The sequence below is a fragment of the Pseudoduganella sp. LjRoot289 genome, assembly GCF_964252925.1.
Lineage (GTDB): Bacteria > Pseudomonadota > Gammaproteobacteria > Burkholderiales > Burkholderiaceae_D > Rugamonas.
The window spans coordinates 6451492-6475129 of the sequence record NZ_CAXUPN020000001.1; the positions used below are offsets into that span (position 1 = coordinate 6451492).

The 23638-nt window shown below is 65.4% G+C and carries 19 protein-coding genes and 1 tRNA gene; 10 read left to right on the forward strand and 10 right to left on the reverse strand.

Annotated elements, in window-relative coordinates; all coding sequences use genetic code 11:
* The first annotated feature begins 173 nt into the window (after window positions 1–173).
* Window positions 174–1328 (forward strand): sensor histidine kinase, encoded by a 1155-nt coding sequence (locus ACSQ8Y_RS27785; protein WP_436269609.1) that lies wholly within the window; start codon window positions 174–176, stop codon window positions 1326–1328.
* A 197-nt stretch (window positions 1329–1525) separates the two neighbouring features.
* Window positions 1526–4480: a TonB-dependent receptor gene (locus tag ACSQ8Y_RS27790; protein WP_436269610.1), complete on the forward strand. Its 2955-nt coding sequence runs from the start codon at window positions 1526–1528 to the stop codon at window positions 4478–4480.
* 59 nt (window positions 4481–4539) lie between these two features.
* On the opposite strand, the gene ACSQ8Y_RS27795 is transcribed toward ACSQ8Y_RS27790, so the two are convergent.
* The 4 genes from ACSQ8Y_RS27795 to ACSQ8Y_RS27810 form a co-directional block, all read right to left on the reverse strand.
* Window positions 4540–4947 (reverse strand): hypothetical protein, encoded by a 408-nt coding sequence (locus ACSQ8Y_RS27795; RefSeq protein WP_436269611.1) that lies wholly within the window; start codon window positions 4945–4947, stop codon window positions 4540–4542.
* A gap of 107 nt (window positions 4948–5054) precedes the next feature.
* Window positions 5055–6278, reverse strand: coding sequence for an erythromycin esterase family protein (locus tag ACSQ8Y_RS27800; protein WP_436269612.1), 1224 nt, complete (start codon window positions 6276–6278; stop codon window positions 5055–5057).
* Between the two features lie 122 nt (window positions 6279–6400).
* Entirely contained in the window at window positions 6401–6844 is a 444-nt protein-coding gene (locus tag ACSQ8Y_RS27805; protein WP_436269613.1) for a nuclear transport factor 2 family protein, read from the reverse strand.
* A gap of 143 nt (window positions 6845–6987) precedes the next feature.
* The gene (locus ACSQ8Y_RS27810; RefSeq protein WP_436269614.1) at window positions 6988–7455 is read right to left on the reverse strand and encodes a host attachment protein; all 468 of its coding nucleotides are present in this window, start codon (window positions 7453–7455) and stop codon (window positions 6988–6990) included.
* Window positions 7456–7590: 135 nt separating this feature from the next.
* Here ACSQ8Y_RS27810 and ACSQ8Y_RS27815 point away from each other — a divergent pair, with 135 nt between their 5' ends.
* The gene (locus ACSQ8Y_RS27815; RefSeq protein WP_436269615.1) at window positions 7591–8127 is read left to right on the forward strand and encodes a DUF2058 domain-containing protein; all 537 of its coding nucleotides are present in this window, start codon (window positions 7591–7593) and stop codon (window positions 8125–8127) included.
* Window positions 8128–8256: 129 nt separating this feature from the next.
* Here the strand turns inward: ACSQ8Y_RS27815 and ACSQ8Y_RS27820 are convergent, their stop codons facing one another.
* A complete protein-coding gene (locus tag ACSQ8Y_RS27820) occupies window positions 8257–9819 on the reverse strand; it encodes a S8 family serine peptidase (RefSeq protein ID WP_436269616.1) in 1563 nt (520 codons plus the stop codon).
* Window positions 9820–10176: 357 nt separating this feature from the next.
* Here ACSQ8Y_RS27820 and ACSQ8Y_RS27825 point away from each other — a divergent pair, with 357 nt between their 5' ends.
* The gene (locus ACSQ8Y_RS27825) at window positions 10177–12231 is read left to right on the forward strand and encodes a TonB-dependent receptor plug domain-containing protein (protein ID WP_436269617.1); all 2055 of its coding nucleotides are present in this window, start codon (window positions 10177–10179) and stop codon (window positions 12229–12231) included.
* A gap of 98 nt (window positions 12232–12329) precedes the next feature.
* On the opposite strand, the gene ACSQ8Y_RS27830 is transcribed toward ACSQ8Y_RS27825, so the two are convergent.
* Window positions 12330–13349, reverse strand: a complete 1020-nt coding sequence (locus ACSQ8Y_RS27830) for a glycoside hydrolase family 43 protein (RefSeq protein ID WP_436269618.1) — start codon at window positions 13347–13349, stop codon at window positions 12330–12332.
* 201 nt (window positions 13350–13550) lie between these two features.
* Here ACSQ8Y_RS27830 and ACSQ8Y_RS27835 point away from each other — a divergent pair, with 201 nt between their 5' ends.
* The 3 genes from ACSQ8Y_RS27835 (at window position 13551) to ACSQ8Y_RS27845 (ending at window position 16314) form a co-directional block, all read left to right on the forward strand.
* Window positions 13551–14381, forward strand: a complete 831-nt coding sequence (locus tag ACSQ8Y_RS27835; protein ID WP_436269619.1) for a GNAT family N-acetyltransferase — start codon at window positions 13551–13553, stop codon at window positions 14379–14381.
* A gap of 20 nt (window positions 14382–14401) precedes the next feature.
* Complete coding sequence (locus ACSQ8Y_RS27840; protein WP_436269620.1) at window positions 14402–15166, forward strand: transporter; 765 nt, start codon at window positions 14402–14404, stop codon at window positions 15164–15166.
* A 113-nt stretch (window positions 15167–15279) separates the two neighbouring features.
* On the forward strand, window positions 15280–16314 hold the full coding sequence (locus ACSQ8Y_RS27845; protein WP_436269621.1) for a glycoside hydrolase family 43 protein: 1035 nt from the start codon (window positions 15280–15282) through the stop codon (window positions 16312–16314).
* Window positions 16315–16419: 105 nt separating this feature from the next.
* On the opposite strand, the gene ACSQ8Y_RS27850 is transcribed toward ACSQ8Y_RS27845, so the two are convergent.
* Window positions 16420–18099 carry a GH39 family glycosyl hydrolase gene (locus ACSQ8Y_RS27850; RefSeq protein ID WP_436269622.1) on the reverse strand — a complete coding sequence of 560 codons (1680 nt, stop codon included), beginning with the start codon at window positions 18097–18099 and terminating at the stop codon, window positions 16420–16422.
* A 202-nt stretch (window positions 18100–18301) separates the two neighbouring features.
* On the opposite strand from ACSQ8Y_RS27850, the gene ACSQ8Y_RS27855 reads away from it, so the two are divergent.
* Entirely contained in the window at window positions 18302–19636 is a 1335-nt protein-coding gene (locus ACSQ8Y_RS27855; protein ID WP_436269623.1) for a selenium-binding protein SBP56-related protein, read from the forward strand.
* Complete coding sequence (locus ACSQ8Y_RS27860; protein ID WP_436269624.1) at window positions 19620–20303, forward strand: SCO family protein; 684 nt, start codon at window positions 19620–19622, stop codon at window positions 20301–20303. The genes ACSQ8Y_RS27855 and ACSQ8Y_RS27860 overlap by 17 nt, the downstream gene beginning before the upstream one ends.
* A gap of 98 nt (window positions 20304–20401) precedes the next feature.
* On the opposite strand, the gene ACSQ8Y_RS27865 is transcribed toward ACSQ8Y_RS27860, so the two are convergent.
* From ACSQ8Y_RS27865 to ACSQ8Y_RS27875, 3 genes are all read right to left on the reverse strand, one after another.
* Window positions 20402–20863, reverse strand: a complete 462-nt coding sequence (locus ACSQ8Y_RS27865; RefSeq protein ID WP_436269625.1) for a cupin domain-containing protein — start codon at window positions 20861–20863, stop codon at window positions 20402–20404.
* Between the two features lie 132 nt (window positions 20864–20995).
* Entirely contained in the window at window positions 20996–21448 is a 453-nt protein-coding gene (locus ACSQ8Y_RS27870) for a hypothetical protein (protein WP_436269626.1), read from the reverse strand.
* 81 nt (window positions 21449–21529) lie between these two features.
* A tRNA-Phe gene (locus ACSQ8Y_RS27875) sits at window positions 21530–21605 on the reverse strand.
* Window positions 21606–21728: 123 nt separating this feature from the next.
* On the opposite strand from ACSQ8Y_RS27875, the gene ACSQ8Y_RS27880 reads away from it, so the two are divergent.
* The gene (locus tag ACSQ8Y_RS27880) at window positions 21729–23621 is read left to right on the forward strand and encodes a hypothetical protein (RefSeq protein WP_436269627.1); all 1893 of its coding nucleotides are present in this window, start codon (window positions 21729–21731) and stop codon (window positions 23619–23621) included.
* The last annotated feature ends 17 nt before the right edge of the window (window positions 23622–23638 follow it).

Below are 23638 nucleotides of genomic sequence, written 5' to 3' on the forward strand. Positions count from 1 at the left end.
ACCACTCCTATCTGATGAGCAAGTATCCCCTTCGGACGGGCCACGGTCAATCTGCACTGCACCATGTTGCAAATCGGTCGCCGGACGGGGGCGGGAGGTGCGCCAACGGCGCGTCGCCGGGCTTGGCGAAGCGCTATATTGGAACCCTGACGCCCAGCGACCGCGAGGAACCCTTGAGCTCAAACCTGACAGGCAGTACCGACCCCTGCGCCCCCGGCATGGCGCCCGCCACGCGCGCCGTGATGGCATGCCGCGACCAGGTGGTCCTGGCATGGATGGACACCATGCGCGCCGTCGTGCCCCGCGCCGGCCCGCTGCACACGGCCATCCTCGGCAACACCCTGCCGGCCATACTCGAAACGCTGGCACTGCTGCTGACCGAGTCCGAGAAGGACCGCGCGGTCAGCGACCTGACCGTGCTGGCCAGCGAACACGGCGGCGAACGCGCCCGGCTCACCCCTTATGACATCACCACCCTGATCCACGAGCTGCAGCTGTTCAAGCAGGTGCTGTTCGCCGAGCTGGACAAGGCGGCCGTGGCGCTGACGCCGGAGCAGCACACGACGATCGCCACGGCCATCGACAACATGATGCGCGACAGCGCGAACGCCTTCTCCGCCGTGCAGGCGGCCCTGCGCGAGCAGTTCGTGGCTTCCATCACGCACGACTTGCGCACGCCGCTGTCGAACGCGCTGTTCGCGGCCGAACTGATCGAGCGCATGGCGCCCAACGACGACATCCGGCTACTGGCGCAGACCATCCTGCGCAGCGCGCAGCGCATCGACGGCATGACGGGCGAACTGCTCGACCGCATCGTGTTCGGCGGCGGCGGCAAGCTGGGCCTGCACATCGCCCGCTTCGACATGGTCGAGCTGGTGCGCGAAGTGGCGGACAGCCTGAACGCCGGGCGGCACGTCGAGCTGGTGCTGCAGGAAGCGCAGCCGCCCCTGCCCGGTTACTGGTGCCGCGAGTCGCTGCGGCGCGCGCTGGAGAACCTCATCGACAACGCGCTCAAGTACGGCAAGCCCGGCGCGCCGGTGACCCTGGCGTTGACCAGCAGCTTCGAGCGCGTCCAGCTGGCCGTGCACAACGACGGCAAGCCCATCCCGCCCGAGGAATGCGAGAGCATCTTCCAGCTCTACCGCCGCGCCGCGCGCAAGAAGGACGGGGTGCGCGGCTGGGGCGTGGGCCTGCCGTTCGCGCGCAAGGTGGCCGAGGCCCACGGCGGCAGCCTGATGGTGTCGAGCACCGAGCACGACGGCACGACCTTCGTCATCGATGTGCCGCTGGACACCAGGCCCCACCATGGCGCGCCGTCGGCGGCCTGATCCTCGATCCTCGATCCTCGATCCTTGATCTTTGATCCTTGACCCTTGATCTTTGATCTTTGAACGGCAGCAACGAATCAACTAGTTGACTATTTGGCTCCGGCATGCGCCGGCGTAAATGTTTGCGCATATGATCCCAATCGCGTTGGGGACAACCGCATCATTTCCAGATCAAATAAATCAAGAGGAAATTCGTCATGGCTAGCCGTTTACCGTTTCAACCCACCCTGATCGTTCTTGCCGTACTCAGCGTTTGCGCGGCAGCGCAAGCCCAGGAGGCCAAACCCGCCGAGGACGCCGTGGTGGTGGTCACCGGCTTCCGCGCCAGCCTGAACAGCGCCTTGAACACCAAGAAGAACAGCGACGGCATCGTCGACGTCATCAAGGCCGAGGACATCGCCAAATTCCCCGACGCCAACCTGGCCGAGTCCCTGCAGCGGGTGCCGGGCGTGTCGCTCACGCGCGGCGACGGCGGCGAAGGTAAGCAGATCACCGTGCGCGGCCTGAACGCGGGCTTCACGCGGGTGCGCATCAACGGTATCGAGGGCGTCACCGCGACCGGCGCGTCCGACATCAACGGCAGCACCAACCGCGGGCGCGGTTTCGATTTCAGCGTCTTCGCCTCCGAGCTGTTCAACAGCCTGGAAGTGCGCAAGACCTCGGAGGCCGGTATCGAGGAAGGCTCGCTGGGCGCCACCGTCGACCTGCGCACAGCGCGCCCCTTCGACTTCAAGGGCCGCACCTTCAGCCTGGGCGGACAGGAATCGTGGAACGGCCTGTCGCGCAAGGCCGAGCCGCGCGTCACCGCGCTGTATTCGGACCGCTGGGACACGCCGATCGGCAAGATCGGCGCGCTGGCCTCGGTGGCCTACTCCAAGCGCACTGTGCAGGAAGAGGGCTACGAGGCGGTCGAACTGCTGAGCGCGAGCCAGGACGGCGGCTTCTGCTCGCCGCTCGGCTACGCGCCGCAGAACCCGGTCAACACGCCGGCCAAGGGCATCACCGCCACCAGCTGCGGCTTCGGCGTGCCGCGCACCTCGAGCACGGCCGCCTACAGCGACGTCATGGGCCGCACCGACAACTACGGCGGCACGGTGGCCAACCCGGCCGCCGGCTCGGGCGCGTTCGCGCCGCGCATACCGCGCTACCGCCGCTCGCTGACCAACTACGAGCGCACCGGCCTGACCGGCTCGGCGCAGTGGCGCCCGGACAGCAAGACCGAGCTGAACCTGGACCTGATGGGCGGCAAGTTCGTCAACGACCGCTACGACAATTACATCTCCGCCATCTCCTTCGGCCGCACCCTGGGGCAGTCCAACGGCAAGCCGCAGTCGTCCATCACGGACGCCCACTTCGACAGCAACGGCAGCTGGGATTACGGCAAGTTCAACGCCGTCGACATCCGCACCGAGGGCCTGCTGGACAAATACACCACCATGTTCCGCCAGCACGTGGTGTCCGGCAGCCGCCAGGTCACCGACCGCTTCAAGCTCGACTTCCTGAGCGGCGTGTCGAACTCCGACCTGGACGAGCCGATGCGCGCCACCGTGCAGTTCGATTCGCCCAATGTGAACGGCTTCTCCTTCGACTTCCGCAACAACCGCAACGTGCCTGCGCTCAATTTCGGCATGGACGTGGCCAACCCGGCGCTGTTCAGCTTCGCGCCGCAGGAAGCCGACGGCACCTTCCACGGCCAGTTCGTGGGCCGCTACCTGCACACCAAGAACAAGCTGCGCACCAACGCCGTCAACGCCAGCTTCGAGGTGAACGACAACATCACGCTGCGCGGCGGCCTGTCGAACCGCAAGAACACCTGGACCAACGTCGAAATCGCCTCCGGCGGCAACGGCCTGGCGCTGCCTGCCGGCACCACCATGGCCGGCATCACGCGCCAGATCGACGGCTTCGGCCGCGGCCTGGGCGGCAGCGGCGTGCCGGCTTCCTGGACGGCGGTCGACCTGGATAAATTCCGCCAGGTGTACGACATCGAATGCCATTGCTCGAAAGTGCCGGGATCGGAATACAACCTGCTGGGACAGGTCAACCGCGGCGTGGAGGAGGGCATCAATGCGCTGTACGGCATGGTCGACTTCAAGTACGACGTCGGTCCGGTCGGCCTGCGCGGCAACGTCGGCGTGCGCGGCGCGGAAACCAAGGCCACCTCGTTCGCGCTGCTCAACGCCAACGGCGTGCTGACGCCGGCCACCGTCGAGCACAAGTACCGCGACGTGCTGCCGGCGCTGAACGTGACGGCCAGCCTGCCGCAGGACGTGCTGCTGCGCTTCTCGGCCGGCAAGACCCTGTCGCGTCCGGAATACACCGACCTGGCGCCGCTGGCGACCTTGTCGACGCAGAACCAGTCCGTCAACATCGGCAATCCCAACCTCGATCCGATCCGCGCCCGCACCTACGACCTGCAAGCCGAGTGGTACTACGCCAAGAACGCCTTGCTGTCGGTGGGCTACTTCCGCAAGGAGATCAACACCTTCATCCAGGGCGTGTCCGAGCGCGCCGTGTTCTCCTCGCTGGGCTTGCCGGATTCGGTTCTGATCGGCGGCGGCTGCAGCATCACCGGCGGCACGCCGGCCTGCCCGACCCTGCCGGACACGGTGGTGACGGTGGGCCGCAAGGTCAACACGCCGGGCGGCCCGTTGAACGGTTTCGAAGTGAACCTGCAAGCGCCGTTCAGCTTCCTGCCCGGCGTGTGGAGCAACTTCGGCCTGCTGGCCAACTACACCCATGTCGACTCCAAGATCACCTACGTGACGCGGGTCGATAATCCGAACACGCCGGCCAACGAGCTGCTCAGCAAGCAGGCCAACTTCACCGGCCTGTCGCCCAACGCGCACAACATCACGCTGTTCTACGAGGATCCGAAGTTCAGCGCGCGCGTGTCGGCGGCGCACCGCTCGGCCTACCTGCTGAATGTGCTGGGCGACGTGGCCGGGCATGACTTCACCGTGGTGGACGGTTCAACCAATGTCGACTTCAGCGTCTCCTACAACATCACGCCGAAGCTGCGCGTGAGCCTGGAAGGCCAGAACCTGACCGACACGCCGCTGCGCTACGGCCGCGATTTGCAACGCAACGACACCTTGCTGTACGTGCATTCCGGGCGCAGCTTCGTGGTGGGGATGACTTATAAGTATTGAGAAGTACTGAGGCCGCAACACGGCATCAAAAACAAAGCCGCCCAGGGGCGGCTTTGTCCTTACTTGACCGGCGGCGCGTCGGGCGCCGGTTCCTGCGTCGGTTTGATATCGTCGAGCGGCTTGTTGGTTGGCGTCGGCTGCTGGTCCGGGCGCGGTTCGCCTGCTCCGGGGTTGCCGCTGCCGGTGGTGCCGCTGGTCCCGGAGTTGCCCGAGCTGCCGGTGCCCGAGCTGCCGGAATTGTTCATGTCCGGCGCCTTGTTCATCTCGCCGGTATGGTTATGCTTGCTGGACTTTTTGTGTTTTGGCTTGTTCTTGCCGCTATCCTGGTAGTTCGCCGTTGGCGGCCCCTGGTCGGTGGCCATCGAGCCGGTGCCGTAGGCGGTCGGGCTCTTCGGATCCTGGGTCTGCGCCCATACGCCGGTGCTGATCAGCATGGCCAGGATTGCAGTCGTTGTTTTGGCTTTCATGGCGTTCCTCCTTGCATTAAAGAGTGGCCATTATTGCACCGGCATTTTGCCGGAAAAGTAGGAGCACGCGCTATCGTCCGGTCGGACAATGGCGTGCTCACCCATCGCTAGCGCGACATGCTGACCGGCGTGATGTTGCGGATAAAGAACAGCACGTCCCAGTTCACGCCCAGCCTGGCGCCGCTGTGCGTTCCGTATTCGTAGCTGAACTGCGGCCGGGCGCCAGCGGCGTCCGCGCCGGCCAGGCCGAGCACGGCGTTGGCGCCACCGGCCTTGGCGGCCAACGCGGCCTCCAGGCTGTCCGGCGCAATCGCGGGCAGCGGCAGCTTGCTCATGGTGGCGAAATCCAGGATCTCGCCGCCGGCGCCGCTGAATTGCACCACCTTGTAGTCCTGGCCCCAGTGGCGGTGCATGACCTCGCCCGCCTGCAGATGCGCCGGCGTGCGCTGGAAGCCCCGCGCGACATGGACGGTGTGGGCCCAGATCACCACTTTGCGTCCCGGGTAGAGCCGATCCGCCAGCCAGATCGCGTTGTCGCCCATCTGGTTGTCGCGCTGGTAGTCGTGGTCGGCGCTCCAATAACTGGCCGCCTGTGCATCCACGCTTTTGACCGTCTGGCACCAGAATGCAGCCCCTTGCGGTTCCGGGGGCTTGGCGGGCCCGGAGGCGCATAGCGCGTCCTTCAGCGCCGCCGCGTGCTGCCGGAACGCGGCCTGCTCCGCGCTGGACGGCGGCGTGCGCTGCATCTCGAGCAAGGGCTGGGCCGTCCGGGCGTACTGCCGCCATGCGGCGCCGTTCGCCAGTGCGGGTGCGGTGGTGTGCAGATAGGCCTGCAGGCGCGTCAGCAGCTCGGCCTTGCTCAGCGCGCCGGTGTGCTGGCTGTCGATGCCGCCCAGCGCCATCGGCCTGCCCAGCGCGCGCTGCTGGTCGACATAGCGCAGCATGCCACGGCCCTCGGCGCTGTTGGCGTACATGAAGAACACGTTGCCGGGCGCGATGTCGTCCAGTTTTTCGCCGCGCTCGACGCGCTCGGCCAGCCGGGCGATGTCATAGAAGCCGCTCTCGAGCAACAGCACGTCGAAGCCCATTTTCTGGTGCAGGAATTTGAGCAGCCGGGTCTTCAGCAGATACTCCTCCCGCGCGCCGTGGGTCTGCTCGCCCAGCGCCACGATGCGCGCCTTGCCGATGGCGTCGGCGAAAGATTGCAGGTCGCTGTCATCTTCCTGCTCAGCTTGGACGGTGGCCACCGGCCACGGTGCTGCCGCGCAGGCCGGCGCTGCTGTCGCGGCGGCCAGCGCCAGGCTGGCGAGGGCCGCCTTATGGATATGCATGCTTCCTCCGTCGGGGTGATCGGCTTGGTGACCAGGTGGATAACGCTGATGCAATATGACCAATTGCATACCAAAGACGATAATCTAACACCTTTCCGATACCAATTGGAAGAAGCATGCGGTTAATGGTGCAACTGGGCCGCGCTGGCGGCCAGGCCCGGCTGGTCGGTGTGCAGGGCGCGCTCGGCGCCGGCTGTGTCCCAATAGGACTGGAAGCGCGCCACCTTGCCGTCGCGCAAAGTGAACACGTGGACCCAGGGGCTGTCGTAGCTGCGGCCGGTGTTCCTGGCCATCCAGGTGGCGTCGCCCGTCACCACCACCAGATCCCCTTCGGCGATGAACTGTTTGGGAACAAAGCTGATCGGTTTGATGGCGGCGTCGAGCTTGTAGAAAAATTGCGCGATTTCGGCCTTGCCGTGGAAGCAGCCGGCAAATGGCACGAACTCGGACTCGGGACCGAGCCATTCGGCGTCGTCGTGGTAGCGCTCCAGCAGATTGCGTATGTCGCCGGTCTGAAAGAGATGATAGCCCCCCATCACCAGCTGCTTGTTTTCCTGAATGCCCATGACATACCTCCTGAGAACTCGGCGGTCCGCCAGCAATCGCGGATGGTCATGCCGCGAAGAGCCGATCTTTAAAGCGTAGCTCTGCCTTGGGGGATGTCAAGGGCCGGGTCAAGGGCCGGACTCCCAGCCGGGATGCCGCGCGCTCAGATTTTTTCCTGATGGGCGTGGATCTGTTCGCGCAGCTGCTGGGCGTTCGCGTGCGTGTAGTCCTTGTTGATCTCGTAGCTGAGCAGCGGCTTGAGCTGGGGATCGAGGTATTTGCGCAGCGCGCCGAGGAAAGCGGGCGCGGCCACCAGGGCCAGCTTGTCGTAGCGGCCTTGCTGCTTGCCCCTGAGCAGATAGTCGCCGATGTCCTTGGCGAACGCTTCCGATTCGCGCTCCTCGGGCGTCTGCTGCGGTTCGAACTGCTTGCTGGGCACGGCGTCGCCGCTGCCGTGCGTGCTCTTGCCGGCTGCCAGCGGCGCCATCTTGTCGGACACGGTCTCCAGCGTGCGCAGCCGGGCCACGGTGTTGACGATGTCTTCGATTTCCTGCAGCGGCTTGTTGGGGGCCGTTTCTGCGAATATCCGGGCTCGGCCGCTGTCGGCCGATACGATCCAGGTGGTGTCCATAGTTCCTCCGTTACGATAGAAGACCGGGTGCTGAAAACAGTCTATCGCATGCCGATTTTTGGGGCGGCACGAAAGGGGGCCGCAACTTTGCTATGCTAGCGTCTTTTCCTCGGCGTTATTTACGGAGCAGCAGATATGGTCTCGTTACAAGAGCAGTTTTTGAAAGCCGGCCTGGTCAACAAGAACAAGATTAAACAGGTCCACCAGGAAAAGACCGCGCAGAAGAAGGAAGAGCGCCGCACCGGCACCGAGTCGGTGGACGAGGCGCGCCTGGCGGCGCTGGAGGCGCAGCGCAAGAACGCCGAGCGCGCGCGCGAACTCAATGCCCAGCGCGATGCGGCCGCCAACCAGAAGGCCATCGTGGCGCAAATCACGCAGATGGTGCAGAAGAACCGGCAGAGCAAGGGCAAGGGCGACATCGCCTACAACTTCACCCACGGCAGCAAGATCGACCGCATCTATGTGTCGGCCGAGGTGCAGGCGCACCTGATCGCCGGACGCCTGGTGATCGTGGTCCAGAACGGCATGGTCGAACTGGTGCCGCGCGTTATCGCCGACAAGATCGCCGAGCGCGACGCCGCGCTGGTGGTGCGCGTGAACAAGACCACCGCCACCGTCGACGAGGACGATCCGTATGCAGCCTTCCAGATCCCGGACGACCTGATGTGGTAAGTTGACGCGCCAGCGCCTGGCCCTGGAACGGCAACGCCAACCTCACCGGTTGGCGCAGTGCATTGTGAGGGCCGCCTTCCTTGTAAAAACGCCACCCGAAGGTGGCGCTGAATACTGCCGGGTGCGCGCTTAGTTGGCGCAGCCCATGGTGCGGATGCGGTCGTAGGCCGCCTTGGCCTGCACCAGGCCGTAGCCGTAGTAGTCGTCGCGGCCGGCGCTGCCCAGGTCCAGCGCCGACTTGTCCAGCGTGCTGCGGATCTGGCCGGCCGAGCAGCCTGGGAAGTAGCTCCACACCAGCGCCGCGACGGCGGAGACGTGCGGCGTGGCCATCGAGGTGCCGTTGAACAGCGCGTAGTTGACCGCCTTGATATTGATCGTCGCGCTCTGGCCTAGTTGGCCCAGCAGCATGGTGCCTTCGGTGCCGGACGCGGTCACCGACGGGATGGCCGACGGGGTGCCGCCCAGCGTGCCGCTGAATGCTTCCGGCGCGTTGTTGTAGATCACGGCGCCGACGCCGCCGCTGGCCTGGCAGTTGGCGACCTTGACGCCGAAGGCGATGGCGCCGCGCTTGATCAGGCAGACCTTGCCCGCGACGGACGTGTCGACCACGTCGCCGATGCCGAACGGCGCCAGCGGCGCGGTGACCGTGGCCGCCGGGGAGCCGTCCATGCCGCCCGGCGCGTACGTGGTGGCGCCCACCTTCAGCGACGACTCGCGGCCCGCGCCCATCGGCACGGTCGACAGCACTTGCACGCCCGGCGCGGCGATTTCCACCTTGGGCGTGAACTGCGAGAAGTTGGCCACTTTCTTGTTCTCGTCCAGCGCCGCCACCGACATCACGCTAGGGTAGCCGGCCGGGTAGGACTGCGCGTTGTTGCCGTCGTTGCCGGCGGCGGCGATCGACAGCACGCCGCGCTTGGCCAGGCCGTCGAAGGCGCGCTCTTCGGCGCGGCTGATCTCGTCGCCGCCCAGCGACATGCTGATGACGTTGGCGCCGGCGGCGCCGCATTTGTTGGCGGCCGCGATCAGGGTCGAGGTGTAGGTCCACTCCTCCGGGCCGAAGACTTTGACGATGTGCAGGTTCAACTGGCGGTTGGCGTTCACGCCCACCACGCCGACGCCGCCGTTGTTGACGGCGGCGATGGTGCCCGCCACGTGCGTGCCGTGGTGGTTTTCATCGGTGTACCACGGGCCGGTGCCCGGGTTGGTGTTGCCGGTCAGGCGGTTGCCGGCCAGGTCTTCATGCGCGCGGTCGATGCCGGAGTCGATGATGCAGACGGTGCGGTTGCTGGCGTAGGTGTCGGGCAGCTGGTCCGCCTGCACCATGGCTATGCCGTAGGGCACTTGCTGGCCCGCCAGGTAGGGCGTGCCGGTGGACGGGGTGCTGGTGGCGAGCAGCTTGCGCTTGCCGTCGTTCTCGACGAATTCGATGTGCGGGTTGTTACGCAGGCCGTTGAGCGCGCTGGCCGGTACCTCGGCGGCGGCGGCGTCGATGTCGGCCAGGTCTTCCTTGATGCTGCCCTTGGCGGCGGCGATGGCCGCCTTGCCGTTTTGCTGCGCGCCCTTCTTGAAGCCGACGATGACGCGGACATTGTCCGTCTGCGCAGCGGCGGTCACGCTCGCGCTCACTGCGGCGGCGATCACGCCCAGGGCGAACATGGCGCTTAACTTCTTACTTTTGGCTGTGAACATGCTGTCGTTCCTATAGTCTGTAAGTATGGATGAGACGCCTGCTTGTGGCGAGCGAAAGCCGATCTTAGGCAGCTTGTCTGGACAGGTCAATCATGATGTTGAGCAATTTCGATGGAAAAACAACAATGTTGAGCTTTACTTTTTGAAAAGATTGGGTGGCGACCGATGGGGATTGGATCGCATGCGTTGTATTTGAGGAAAAAAAACATCAGTCAAGCATAGTTGTCGCTCTGATATGGCGACGGCGTCGCTGCGCTGTGGCAAGATGTCGGAGTGTCAGCAGCTATCGAATGACAAGGGTGTTACATGAATCGGTTCACATTAGGCGCCTCACTGGCTTTGGCTTCGGCTTGTTCGATGCTGCCGTCGGCGGCATGGTCCAGCCCCACCGAGGAAGACGAGCTGGCCCAGGTGTACGGCGGCAAGTCCGCCATCAGCATCGCCATCGGCAGTTCGCAGCCGTTGCGGCGCGCGCCGGCGGTGGCCACGGTGATCACCGCCGAGGACATCCGCGCCATGGGCGCGAGCGAACTGGACGATGTATTGGAAACCGTGCCGGGCATGCACGTGGCCAAGTCGCCGCTGGTGTACGAGTCGCTGTATATCACGCGCGGCATCTTCAGCCTCAATAATCCGCAAATCCTGTTTCTGCAGAACGGCGTGCCATTGACGACGGTGCTGACGGGCAGCCGGAGCTTTATCTGGTCCAGGGTGCCGCTCGAGCACATCGCACGCATCGAAATCATACGCGGCCCCGGTTCGGCCCTGTACGGCGCGGACGCCTTCAGCGGTGTGGTCAACATCATCACCAAGACCGCAAACGAGGTGCCGGGCACGCAAGTCGGCGCCCGCGCCGGCTCCTTCAAGACGCGCGACGCCTGGGTACAGCATGGCGGCACGCTCGGGCCGATCGAAGTGGCCGCCTATCTGCGCCTGGGCGCGACCGACGGCATCCGTGAAACCATCACCGCCGACGCGCAGACCGCGCGCGACAGGACCTTCGGCACCCATGCCTCGTTGGCGCCGGGGCCGGTCAACAATTTCGCCGAAGCGCTCGACGCCCATGTCGATCTGCGGCTGGACAAATGGCGCATGAGCACCGGCTACATGCTGCGCGACAACGTCGGCACCGGCGCGGGCGTGGGCTCGGCGCTCGACCCGGTCGGCAACATGAAGGCCGAACGCGTGATGGCGGACCTGTCCTGGACCGACGCGCAGATTGCCGACGACTGGGGCGTGGGCGTCATGCTCAGCGGCTTGCAGTACAAGCAGCGCATCCTGACCGATCTGCGCCTGGCCCCGCCCGGCACGCGCTTTCCCACCGGCCTGTTCCCGGACGGTTTCATCGGCCACCCGGACACCTCGGAACGCCAGCTGCGCCTGTCGGCGTTCGCCACCTATTCGGGCATCGCAGGGCACGAGTTGCGGGCCGGGGTAGGGCACGACAACCTGGACCTGTACCAGACCGCCACGTTCAAGAACTATATCTTCAACGCCGCCGGCGTGCCGGTGCCGACCGGGCCGGTCAAAGACTATTCGGCCATCCAGCCTTTCCTGCTGCCGCATCTGCGCAAGGTCGACTACCTTTACGCGCAGGACGTATGGCAGTTCGCGCGCGACTGGACCGCCACGGCGGGCGTGCGGCACGACCGCTATTCCGATGTCGGCGGCACCACCAACCCGCGCCTCGCCGTGGTGTGGGATGCGTCGGTTGACGTCACGGCAAAGCTGCTTTACGGCCGCGCGTTCCGGGCGCCGTCGTTCAACGAATCGTACGGCATCAACAACCCCATCCAGCGCGGCAATCCGGACCTGAAGCCGGAGACCATCGGCACACTGGAGGCGGCGTTCGCCTGGCAGGCTACCACCGATCTTCAGCTCAACCTGAACCTGTTCAGGTACCAGATGAAGGACATCATCCGTGGCGTGGCCAACGCGACGGCCGCCACCGGCAGCACCTTCAGGAATGCTGGCAACCAGGACGGCAAAGGCCTGGAAATGGAAGCGGGCTGGGATGCCAGCCGCGATCTGCGCGTGTCGGCCAACTACGCCTACCAGCGTTCCATCGACGAGAACACGGGCAGGGACGCCGGCTATGCGCCGCGCCACCACTTCAACGCGCGCCTGAGTTGGCATGCGCCCGGCGGCGTCGTGCTCACGCCCCAGATCAACCGCGTGGCCGACCGCCGCCGCGCTGCCGGCGACATCCGCGCCAAGGTGCCGAACTACACCACGGTCGACCTGAGCGCCAGCATGGTCGGCGGCGCGGGCAAGAATTGGGATCTGTCGGTCGTCTTGCGCAACATCTTCAACGCCGACGTGCGCGAACCGAGCACTGCGGCCGGCGCGTTGCCCAACGATTTGCCGATGGCGCCGCGCGCGCTGGGCCTGAGGCTGAGCTATAAGCTGTAGAGCCCGCCGGGCCGCGCGACGCCGAGGCAGCAGCCAGCCCGCAAGCCGGCGACCGGCCGACGGTCCGGCCGTCAAGCTGTCCGGCCTGCCTGCCGGACTCAGTGGGCGGCTTGGCCCTGGTCGGCCACCGGCGCGCCGAAATCCGGGCTGCCGTCGGCGCGCCAGTGGATGACCTGGGCGCGGGTGTGGCGGTTCGTGTCATTGAGCGGATCGCCCTTGATGTCGCGGTAGTTGCGGGCGTGGTAGACCAGGATGTCGGTCTTGCCGTCCGGCGTGGTGGTGAAGGCATTGTGGCCGGGACCGTATTGGCCGTTGGCCTCGCTGGTGGCGAATACCGGCTCGGCCGTCTTGCGCCAGGAAGCCGGGTCGAGCAGGTTGGCGTCCGCGTCCGCGGTCAGCAGGCCGAGGCAGTAGTTGGCGTCGGTCGCGCTGGCCGAGAAAGTCAGGAACACCTTGCCGTTCCGGACCAGCACGGCCGGCCCCTCGTTGACGTTGTACTTGACCTTTTCCCAGGCGTAGTCCGGCTTGCTCAGCATCACGGGCTTGCCGCTGATCGAAGTCGGCGTGTCCATCCTGGCGATATAGATGTTGGTCGACTTGTCGTCCGGCGGGGCGCCGCGCTGGGTCCATACCAGGTAGCGCTGGCCCCGGTGGGAGAAGGTGGTCGCATCCAGCGAGAAGCTGTCCCATTCGGTCTTGATCTGCCCGCGTTCGGTCCAGGCGCCCTCGAGCGGGTTGGCGCTGCTGTTTTCCAGCACATACATGCGGATTTCCCAGATCGCTTCGGCCGGGGCAGCGGTGAAATACATGTACCACTTGCCGTCGATGCGGTGCATTTCCGGCGCCCAGATGTGTGCGCCCATCTGGCCGGACGCGTGCTTGCGCCACACCACTTTGGCTTCCGCCTTGCCCAGCGCGTCCAGCGATTTGGCGCGCCGCAGTTCGATGCGGTCGTATTCGGGCACGGTCGCCGTGTAGTAGTAATAGCCGTCGCTGTGCAAGGTGACGTGCGGATCGGCGCGCTGCGCGACCAGCGGATTGGCGAAGGCCGGTTCGGCTTGTGCCGCGGTGCACAGCAGTAGCAGCGAACAGACGAGGCAACGCAAGGCGGTACGCATAAAGGAATTCCTAGCCAAAATGGACAGTGTCGCAGGGAGATCATGCGCAATCCAATCATATTTTGCAAGGCCGGGATACCGATTTGCATATCGGTGGATCCGGCGCGGCTTCCGGGACCGGGGAGCGGATTAGAATATGGGACCGTCTCACTTCTTCAGGGCGAGGACCCGATGCAGGCAACACCGCTGGAAATCCGTCAAATGCATGCGCATGAACTCGATGCCGTGCTCGATTGGGCCGCCGACGAAGGCTGGAACCCGGGTCTGCACGACGCCGCGTGCTTCCATGCGACCGATCCCGGCGGCTTCTTGCTTGGCATGGCCGGCGGGGAAGCGGTGGCCAGCATCTTCGCCGTCGCATACGGCGCAGGCTTCGGCTTCATCGGCGGCTACATCGTCAAGCCTGCATGCCGGGGACGCGGCTACGGCATGGCGCTGTGGAATGCCGCGACGGCCCGCCTGGCCGGACGCAACGTCGGCCTGGACGGCGTGCTTGCGCGGCAGGCCGATTACGCCCGCTCAGGCTTCCGGCTCGCACATCGGAATATCCGCTTCGAGGGCAGGGGCGGAGGCGGGCCGGCCGCCGCGGCGGACGCGGGCCAGGTCGTGCCGCTCACCACGCTACCCTTCGGCGACATCGCCCGCTACGACCGGAGCTTCTTCGCGGACGAACGCAGCGCCTTCCTGCGCTGCTGGATAGCCCAGCCGCACAGCGTCGCGCTCGGCATCGTGGGACCGCAGGGGCTGGCCGGCTACGCCGTGCTGCGTCCGTGCCGCGAGGGCTACAAGATCGGCCCTTTATTTGCGGACACGCCGGCGGGGGCCGAGGCCTTGTTTGCCAGCTTGCGCGGCCGGGTGGCGCCCGGCGCGCCGGTTTTCCTTGACGTGCCCGAACCGAACGCTGAAGCGATGGCGCTGGCCGCGCGCCACCGGATGCGGCCGTGCTTCGAAACGGCGCGCATGTACACCGGGCCGGAGCCGGAGCTGTGCCTGGCGCGGCAGTACGGCATCACCACTTTTGAGCTGGGTTAGATAAACAACATGGGAGATGTATGAAGATAGTGAAACAGCTTGCGTTGCTGGCGCTGGGCGCGGCAGCCGTGCCGCTTTATGCCCAAGACGAGACGGGCATTACGCCCTACCGTCCATCCGTGTCCAGCCCGGCGCAACTGCCGCTGGCGGGGCAGCTGGAATTCGAGGTCGGCGGCTGGAGCGGCAAATCGGACCAGGGCCGGCGCAAGAGCGTGCCGTACACATTCAAGCTGGCGTTCAGCGAGGAGTGGGGCGTGCTGCTCGGCGGCGAGGCCTACATCGGGGTGCGCGACGCGGCCGGGCAGCGCGAGCGGGGCGTGGGCGACACCTCGCTGGTGCTCAAGCGCGCCTTTCCTGTCGATAGCGGCACCGCCTTCGGCCTGGAACTGGGCGTGAAACTGCCCACCGCCAAAGACGCGATAGGCAGCGGCAAGCGCGACGTCGTCCTCAACGGCATCTTCAGCAAGGACATCGGCGACTTCCACCTGGACGCCAATCTGAACGCGGCCCGGCTGGGCGCCTATGCACCTGGCACCGGGCGCATGCAGACCGGCATGTCGGCTTCGGTGTCGACGCCGGTATCGGAGCAGTGGGGCCTGACAGCCGAGCTGTCGGACACGCACCAGCGCCGCCAGGCGCACGCCACCCAGTTGCTGCTGGCCGCCGGGTATAGCCCGACCAAGCTGCTGACCATCGATGTCGGCGTCGCCAAGGGCATCAACGGGGCGTCCGGGAACTGGTCCCTGTTCAGCGGCATGGTGCTGCCGCTGGCCAGGCTCTGGTAGAGCGCCATACCGAAACGGGTATGGAAGCCTGCAATTAAGTCATTTGAATTGCCGTGCGGGGCGCGCTAGGATGGGGCCCGCGCAGCGGTTTGATGAACTTGATGGGAGTTGAGATGTGGCTCAATAGCAGGAAATTTTCAGCGGCGGGCTGCATCGCCGCCCTCGTCCTCGGCGCGCTGTCCATGCCGGCGCAGGCAGCGCCGGCTGCCAGCCCGCGCGACGGCTATCTGCTGGTGTATTTCACGGGGGAAGGCGCCGACGGCGAACAGATCTATTTCGCCACCAGCAAGGACGGGCGCAACTGGCAGGATCTGAACGATTCGAAGCCGGTGCTGCTGTCCGACCTTGGCGACAAGGGCGTGCGCGATCCCGCCATCGTGCGCTCGGCCGACGGAAAGAAATTCTACATCCTGGCGACCGACTTGCGCATCGCGAATGGCAAGGGCTGGGAAGCCGCGCAGCACAGCGGCAGCACGGCGCTCATCATCTACGAATCGGCCGACCTGGTGAACTGGTCGGCGCCGCGCAAGGTCGACGTCGCGGCGGGCATATCCGGCGCCGGATGCGCCTGGGCGCCCGAGGCGATTTACGACGAAGCCAGCGGCGACTACATCGTGTACTGGGCCACCATTTCACCGGCCAACGGCATCGACAAGGCGCGCATCTACTATTCCAGGACGCGCGATTTCGCGGCCTTCACGCCGGCGCAGCTCTACATCGACCGCCCCGGCGAGGCCGGCATCATCGATACCCAGATCGTGAAGATGAAGGACCGCAGCAGCGGCTACCAGTTCTATCGCGCCTCCGGCGACGGCCAGATCACGCTGGAAGGCAGCAACCAGATCCTGGGCGACTGGACCGCCATCGGCGATCTGCGCTCCGTCGGCCTGACCGGCAAACAGGTCGAAGGCCCTATCCTGTACCAGTTGAATGACAGCGGCCAGTGGGCACTGTGGGTCGACCAGTTCGCCGCCAACAAGGGCTATTTGTTCCTGGCCTCGTCCAACCTTTCCAGCGCGGGCAACTTCCGCATCCTGGATGCGGGCGAATATTCCATGGGTAAGAGCAAGAAGCGGCACGGCTCCATCCTGAACCTGACGGCGCAGGAGTACCAGGCGGTGACGGCGCGCTGGCCGGCCGCGCGCTAGCCCAGGCCAGGCCAGGCCAGGCCAGGCCAGGCCAGGCCAGGCCGCGCCTTGCGGCCTGGCGCCCTTGCAAGCGGACTTGTAACTAGCGGACTAGTAACCAGCGGACTAGTAACTGAGCGTGAGCAGCGACACCGCCTGGCGCGGCAGCTGCATCTTGACGACGGCTGTTCCATTCTGGACCTGCACCGTTGCCGTGGCGCCCAGTTGCGCCAGCTCGCTGGCCTTCTGCAGCTGGACGATTTGCGCGGCCGTCGGCGTGGCGGGCGAGCCCATGCTTTTCCACGCGCTGTAGGAATTGCTGGTGTCGTTGTCGACCCGGAAATGGCGCAGCTGCACCTGCTTGGCGGGGATGCCCGCGATGCGCAGTTCCACCGGCGAGCCGGCGTCGATGACGTCGTCGTCGTGGTAATTCCAGACCATCACGGCGATGCTGTTCTTGTCCCTGGTGGCCAGCGCATTGATGTCGTTGCGCGCGCCGCGCACGCCCTCGGCCATGATGCGCGCCGCGTCGTACGCCTGGTCGCCGCCCACCGCCACCCGGTCGCCGCGCATCATGCCGAACATGCGGAACACGTTCAGCACCGGCTTGTTGACGCCGTTGGTGGCCAGGTCGCGGAAGCCGGCGAACCAGGGCTGGTCCTCGAACTCGAATGACCAGTTCACGGCGCCGATCAGATTGACGCCGCGGCGCGCGGCCAAGTCGAACTCGCGCGCGATCGAGGCCGCCGTATAGCTGGAATACAGCGTGCCGTTGCGGTAGGCGTTTTCCGGACTGGTCTGCATGCCGCAGGCGGCGCAGCCTTCCGGATCGGATTCGCCGATAATCACCGGCACGCCTTTCAGCTCCGGATGCTTTTCCACCAGCGCGAAGCCTTCGTCGAGGCGTTTGAAATGGGTGTCCATGCCCATCCGCACCACGCCGTCGACGAGCTTGGGCGAGCCCTTGGCGTGGAAGGCCACGAAGTCCAGCGGCGCGCCGGTCTTGCCGGTGGCCAGGTTTTTTTCGTGCAGCACATGCCGCAGGAAGTCGTCCATAAAGCGCCCGGCGCCCGCCGTGTGCGGCCCGCCCATGCGCGCCGTCGGCAGCGCGCGCTTGACGGCGTCGGCGGCGTAGTCGTACATCTTGAAGTATTCCAGCTTGGTGTCCGGCGCGATCAGGTAGTGGCCGTCCGGTTCGTTCCACACTTCCCAGTACCAGCTTTCCACTTCCTGCTGCCCGTAGCGCGCCACGCTGTGCTTGACCCACTGGTAGATCAGTTCGGCCCACTTGTCGTAATCCTTGGGCGGCGTGGCCCAGCCGGTCATGATCTCCTGGTAGGGCGTGCCCGGCTTCCAGCGGTGCTGGTAAGGCTGGGGCCGCTGTGACAGCGCCTCCGGCATGAAACCGATCTGCGCCAGCGGCTTCATCTTGCGTTCGACATAGGTGTCGAAGATCTGGTCGACGATGGTCCAGTTATAGACCGGCTTGCCGTCCTTGTCCTCGCTGTACATGCCCGTTGAGCCCCATTTGAGCGCGTAGCTGCCGTCGCCGGAGGTCATCAGATTGTGCGCGCGCACATACACCGGGACCGGGCTCAGGGCGGCGATATCGCTGAGCAGCTTCTTGCCGTTGGGCGCGGTGGTGTAATTCGGTTCGTCATAGCCGAACCATGCCCAGATCGGGGTCATCGGGCCGGTCACCCGGGCCGCGTCGACGGTCAGCTGGACCGTTTGCGGGGCGGGTTCGGCGGCCAGGCACAGCGGCGCGCCGGCCGCAAGGCTCAGGGCGGCAAGGAGTCTCTTCATTGTTGTTCTCGTGGAAAGGGGATGTTGCGCGATGGTAGGCCGGTGCGCCCAGGGGATCCAATCACATTTTTGGCGGCCTGGATATCGAAATAGATATCGCTTGCCGTCCGCGTTTCACATTGATGTGCATCAATCGTGCGGTGCTTGCCGCCGGCTTCGATGCGCGTATATTCGACTGACCTTGACTGTTGCGGGAGATCGCATGAAAACGTCGCGTGGTCTGCTTTTCTGCCTTGCCGCCCTGGCGTTGCCGCTCACGGCAGCGGTGGCGGACGAGACCTGCAATTCCCCCTATCTGGCCAGGCTGATCAAGGGCCAGGAGGACTATCTCCACGTCTGGACCCTGGGCGTGGCGGGCATGGGCGACGGCGCGGACAAACTGGTGACGGTCGACGTCCATCCCAAATCGCCGAAGTATGGCAAGGTGGTCGACGTGCTGTCCGTCCCGGGCCGGGGCGAGGCGCACCACATGGGCTTTAGCGACGACCGCCGCTATCTGTGGGCCGGCCGGCTGGACGACAGCAAGATCTTCATCTTCGATGTCGGCACCGACCCGGCCAAGCCCAAGCTGGTGAAGACCATCTCGGACCTGCCGGGCAAGAGCGGTTACATCGGTCCGCATACTTTCTATCCCATCCCCGGCCGCATGCTGGTGGGGACGCTGTCGAACGCCCGCGACCACGGCGGCGCGACCGGGCTGGCGGTGTACAACAACCAGGGCGACTACGTGGCCAGCTATGCCATCCCCACCGCCATGCCGGGCGGGGAGAAGGGCGACGGCTACGGCTACGACATCGCCGTCAATCCCGCCAGGAACGTGATGCTGACCTCCAGCTTCACCGGCCACAGGAACTACATGACGGAGCTGGGCAAGCTGATCGCCGACCCCGCCGCGATGAAACAGTTCGGCAACACCATGGTGCTGTGGGACTTCAAGTCCATGCGGCCGACCAAAGTGTTCAACACGCCCGGCGCGCCGCTGGAGATCCGCTGGTCGCTCAACGAAGGCGACAACTGGGCCATCACCGCCTCGGCGCTGACCTCCAGGCTCTGGCTGGTGCGGCAGGACGAGCGGGGCGAATGGCAGGCGCGCGACGTGGCGCCCATCGGCGATCCGGCCAAGACGCCGCTGCCGGTCGACATCTCGATCGCGGCGGACGGCAAGAGCTTGTGGGTGAATACCTTCATGGACGGCAAGACGAGGCTGTTCGACCTGCGCGACCCGGCGGCGCCGAAGCAGGTGTATGAGAAAGTCACCGGCAAGCAGGTCAATATGATCAGCCAAAGCTGGGACGGCAAGCGCGTCTACGTCACCAGCAGCCTGCTGGCGAACTGGGACAAGGGCGGCGCGGACAACGAGCAGTTCCTCAAGTTGTTCAGCTGGGACGGCAAGGAACTGCGCGAACAGTGGAAAATCGACTTCACCAAAGAGGCGCTGGGGCGCGCCCACCATATGAAGTTCAGCGCCAAGCCGACCGGGATGGCATCCGTGAACGCCGCCGGCAGCGCGGACCGCGGCCTTGCGTCGCCGCGCTGATTCCATGGCGCTGGCGCGCGCCGCGCTGGGCGCGCTGGCCTGCCTGGGCCAGTTGCAGCTGGCGCTGGCGGGCTCGCCGCCGCGCCAGCAGTTCGTCGCGCCGGCCCCCGGCAGCTACCGGCTCGAGTCCATCCAGGCGGCGCCGGATGGCGAGGTGCTCGACACGGACGGTGCAGCCTGGCCCCTGCGCCGCTACATGAAGGGCAAGGTGACGCTGCTCAGTTTCATCTACACCTATTGCGTGGACCCGGTCGGCTGTCCGCTGGCGTTCCAGACTTTTTCCGACTTGCGCACCCGCCTGCTGGCCACGCCTGCCCTGGCGCGGCGCGTGCGCTTCGTCAGCATGTCCTTCGACCCCACCAACGACACGCCGTCCGCGCTGCGCAACTACGCCGGCCCGCTGGCCGCGCCCGGCAACGCGCTGCGCTGGCATTTCCTCACCACCCGCTCCGTGGCCGAACTGCGGCCCGTCATCGCCGGCTTCGGCCAGGATGTGTCGGTCACGCTGGACGCGCAGGGGCGGCCGACACGGCTCTACAACCACCTGCTGAAGGTCTTCCTGATCGACGCGCGCGGCAAGGTGCGCGAAATCTACACCACCGCCTATCTGATGCCGGACGTGGTGCTGAACGATATCCGGACGCTGCTGATGGAGCGCACGCCCTAGCGGCGTGCCGTCGGCCGCAAACAAAAACGCCACCCGAAGGTGGCGTATGCTTGGGCCTTGCCGCCCGCAGCGATGCGGCGGCGCGCCGGCTCGCTCGGCTAGGGGGCGGTGGGCGCGGGGGTGGACGCGCTCGGTGTGAATTCAGGGTGTGCGATGGTGAGCTTCCCGTCGACGGCTCCGGTATAGAGTACCAGCAGCTTGACGCTCTTGCCGTCCATGGCGCGGCCGCTGTGCAGCGTACTCACCACTTCCGCCAGGGTGTCGCCGGCGTGCAAGAGTTTGGTCGCGCCCGTGCTGCGGGTCACTTCCAGCGTTCCTTCAAGCACGTAGGCGAACGAAGGTACGGGATGTTCGTGCCAACCGGTTTGCTGTCCTGCGGCAATCTCGACAATCAAGGCCGTTACCTCTGCCTGGCCCTGCGGATAAACAATCGGCTTGGCATCCCAGCTCGTCGTGGTTTTCAACAGCGGCGTCACCTTGACGGCGGCAGAATTGTCGAGCGCGCTTGCCGTTTGCGAAGCGCTGAAAAGAATGGCGGTTGCCAGGAATAGAAGTCTCATTTTTCGCCGATTAGTTCTAGTATGAATATGCTGGTTGCCTCAAGACGCACAAGGCGAATGGCGCGCAAATTATACGCGGCCCCGAGCGTTCGCATCAAAGACATCCATGGTCCTGGACGCTTCGCGGACCGGTCATCGGCAGATCTGGTCGACTGAGATGGGCGATCGCTGTTTAGGCAAATCAGGGTTGCATACGACGGCAAGCAGGGAAGGCGTGCTGCGCGGGGTGACGAACTGCCCGCCAAACAAGACGGGTTTTCCTTGCGCCTGAAAGCACAGATTGGTGAGCTGCCGCACGGTATCCGGCGGGTTCAGCAATGAATAAGGCAGTTCGGTCTCTTGCCTGGAGGGGATGCGGAACTCTCCTTGCTCGTCGGTTGTCGTCACCACGGCGGCATCTTTGCAGGGGGCCGAATACTCCGAGCTCGTGCCGATGAGAACCGCCACGTTGCGGGCGGGCGACGCGCCGAGGATCAGTGTGCCGCGAATTTCCGGAACCACGTTGGCCCGGTGCGGAACGGGCGCGCACCCGGCAAGCGCCAGGGCCGCGAAACTGAGCAAGACCGGAAGGGAATTTGGGAACATGTCATTAGCATAACCCGAGAATCCGCGAAGTGGCGTTCCACAAACAAAAACGCCACCCGAAGGTGGCATTTTCTGAATTCTTGGTGGCCCGGGGCGGAATCGAACCACCGACACAAGGATTTTCAATCCTCTGCTCTACCAACTGAGCTACCAGGCCAAGAGGGCGCAATTATAGCAGGGCAAAAAGCGGTTTGCCAAGGTCCCCGCGAATTTTGTCTTTCCGGCAACAGCCAGTGGGGAGGATCTATAATGCCGGCTTCCCCTCACTTTGTATGTCGACATGAAGCTATCCAGCGTTCCCCCGCCTTCCACGCCGCTGCCGGCCCGGCCCTTCGCCGCGCTGGAGGCGTGGTTCGTTCGCCGCACCGCCGCGCTGTCCGGCCCGCGTGCGCCCTTCATCGCTGCGCTGCTGGTGCCGCTGGTGTGCGGCCTGCTGTCGCTGATGCTGGGACAGGACGACGGCTGGGACTTGAAGAACTACCACTGGTACAACCCGCACGCGCTGCTGAACGGCCGGATGGCGGTGGACATGGCGCCGGGCCAGTGGCAGAGCTATTTCAATCCCACGATTGATATTCCCTACTATCTGCTGGCGAGCTGGTTTCCCGGCCCGCTGGCCGGTTTCGTTTTCGGCGTGCTGCACGGCTTGAACTTCCTGCTGGTGCTGGCCATCGCGCGCAGCGTGCTGGGTGCGAGCGTCGCCGAAGGCCACCGCGTGCCGCTGCTGCTGGCCGTCGCCGGCATGTGCGGCGCGGGTTTCCTGTCCGAGCTGGGCAACTCCATGGGCGACAATATGACATCGCTGCTGGTGCTGTCCGCGCTCGCCGTGCTGCTCAAGCGCTGGGATCGGCTGCGGCGCTGGAGCGCCGCCGCTGCGCTGGCCGCGATCGCTTCCGGTTTCGTGATGGGCTTGGGTACCGGCCTGAAACTGACCAACGTTACCTACGCCGTGGCGCTGTGCCTGGCCTTCTTCATCGTGCCCGGCTCGCTCTGGCTGCGTTTCCGCCTGGCGTTCGTGTTCGGCCTCGGTACGCTGGCTGGCATTGCGGTCACCGCCGGCTGGTGGTTTCTGAAAATGTGGCAGACTTTCGGCAATCCGCTGTTCCCGCAATTTAACGACATCTTCCGCAGTCCGCTGGCCATGCCCTTGGGCGTGATCGACAACTTCCACATGCCGAAGAACGCGCTGGAAGCGCTGTTCTGGCCGGTGGTGTTTTCGTTCGACTTCACGCGCGTGTCCGAACTGGTGCTGCGCCAGACCATCTGGCCGATACTCTACCTGCTGTTCGCGGGCGTATGCGTCTGGCTGCTGTATCGCCGCGTGACGAAAAAGAGCGGCGGCCTGCCGCCGCTGTCGCCGCGCGCGCAATTCCTGATGCTGTTTTTTGCAGTCGCCTACCTGGGGTGGATGAAGCTGTTCGGCATCTATCGCTACCTGGTGCCGGTGGAACTGCTGGCGCCGCTGCTGGTGTGGGTGCTGCTGCAGCGCGTGCTGGCGCCGGCCGCCGCGCGCCGTGTGGGCGGCTGGGCGCTGGCCTTCACCACGCTGGCCGTATTCCCCTTCGTCACCTGGGGCCATGCCTCCTGGGCCAGCAAGAGCTTCAGCGCCGAGGTGCCGCCGTTCACGCAGCCCGCGTCCAGCATCGTGTTTACCGCACACGCGCATCCGCCCATGGGCTGGATGGCGACCTTCATGCCGAAGGAGGTGAGCGTGATTTCGCTTGGTTCCGGCTTCCCCGAAACGCCGGCCTATGTGGCGCGTATCAAGGCGGTGGTCGACAGCCGTCCCGGCCCGCATTTCGCGATGCTGTACGCCAGTAAAAACTACAAGGAAACCAGCATGCAGAAGAAGCTGGAACTGGTGCAGGCGCTGGGGCTGACCGGTAGCCCGGCCAGCTGCGCGACGCTGGACAAGCTGTTGCAGCGCGTGCGCTTCCAGGTGCAGATGAAGCCACTGCCCGGCGCGAAGGATGGCCAGCACTGCACGCTGGAGCTGCAGCCGAAGTACCGCATGGACCTGGCGCAGCTGGACCGCGAAGTGGTCGCCGCCGCAGAGAAGAACTTGGCCAACTATGGATTGAAACTGGACGGCCCTGCCTGCAAGATCTACCCGGCCGCCATCGGCGCCGATCCTTATCCGTATCAGCTTTGCCCCGTGACGGTGCTGCGATGAGCGCGCAAGCATGGCCT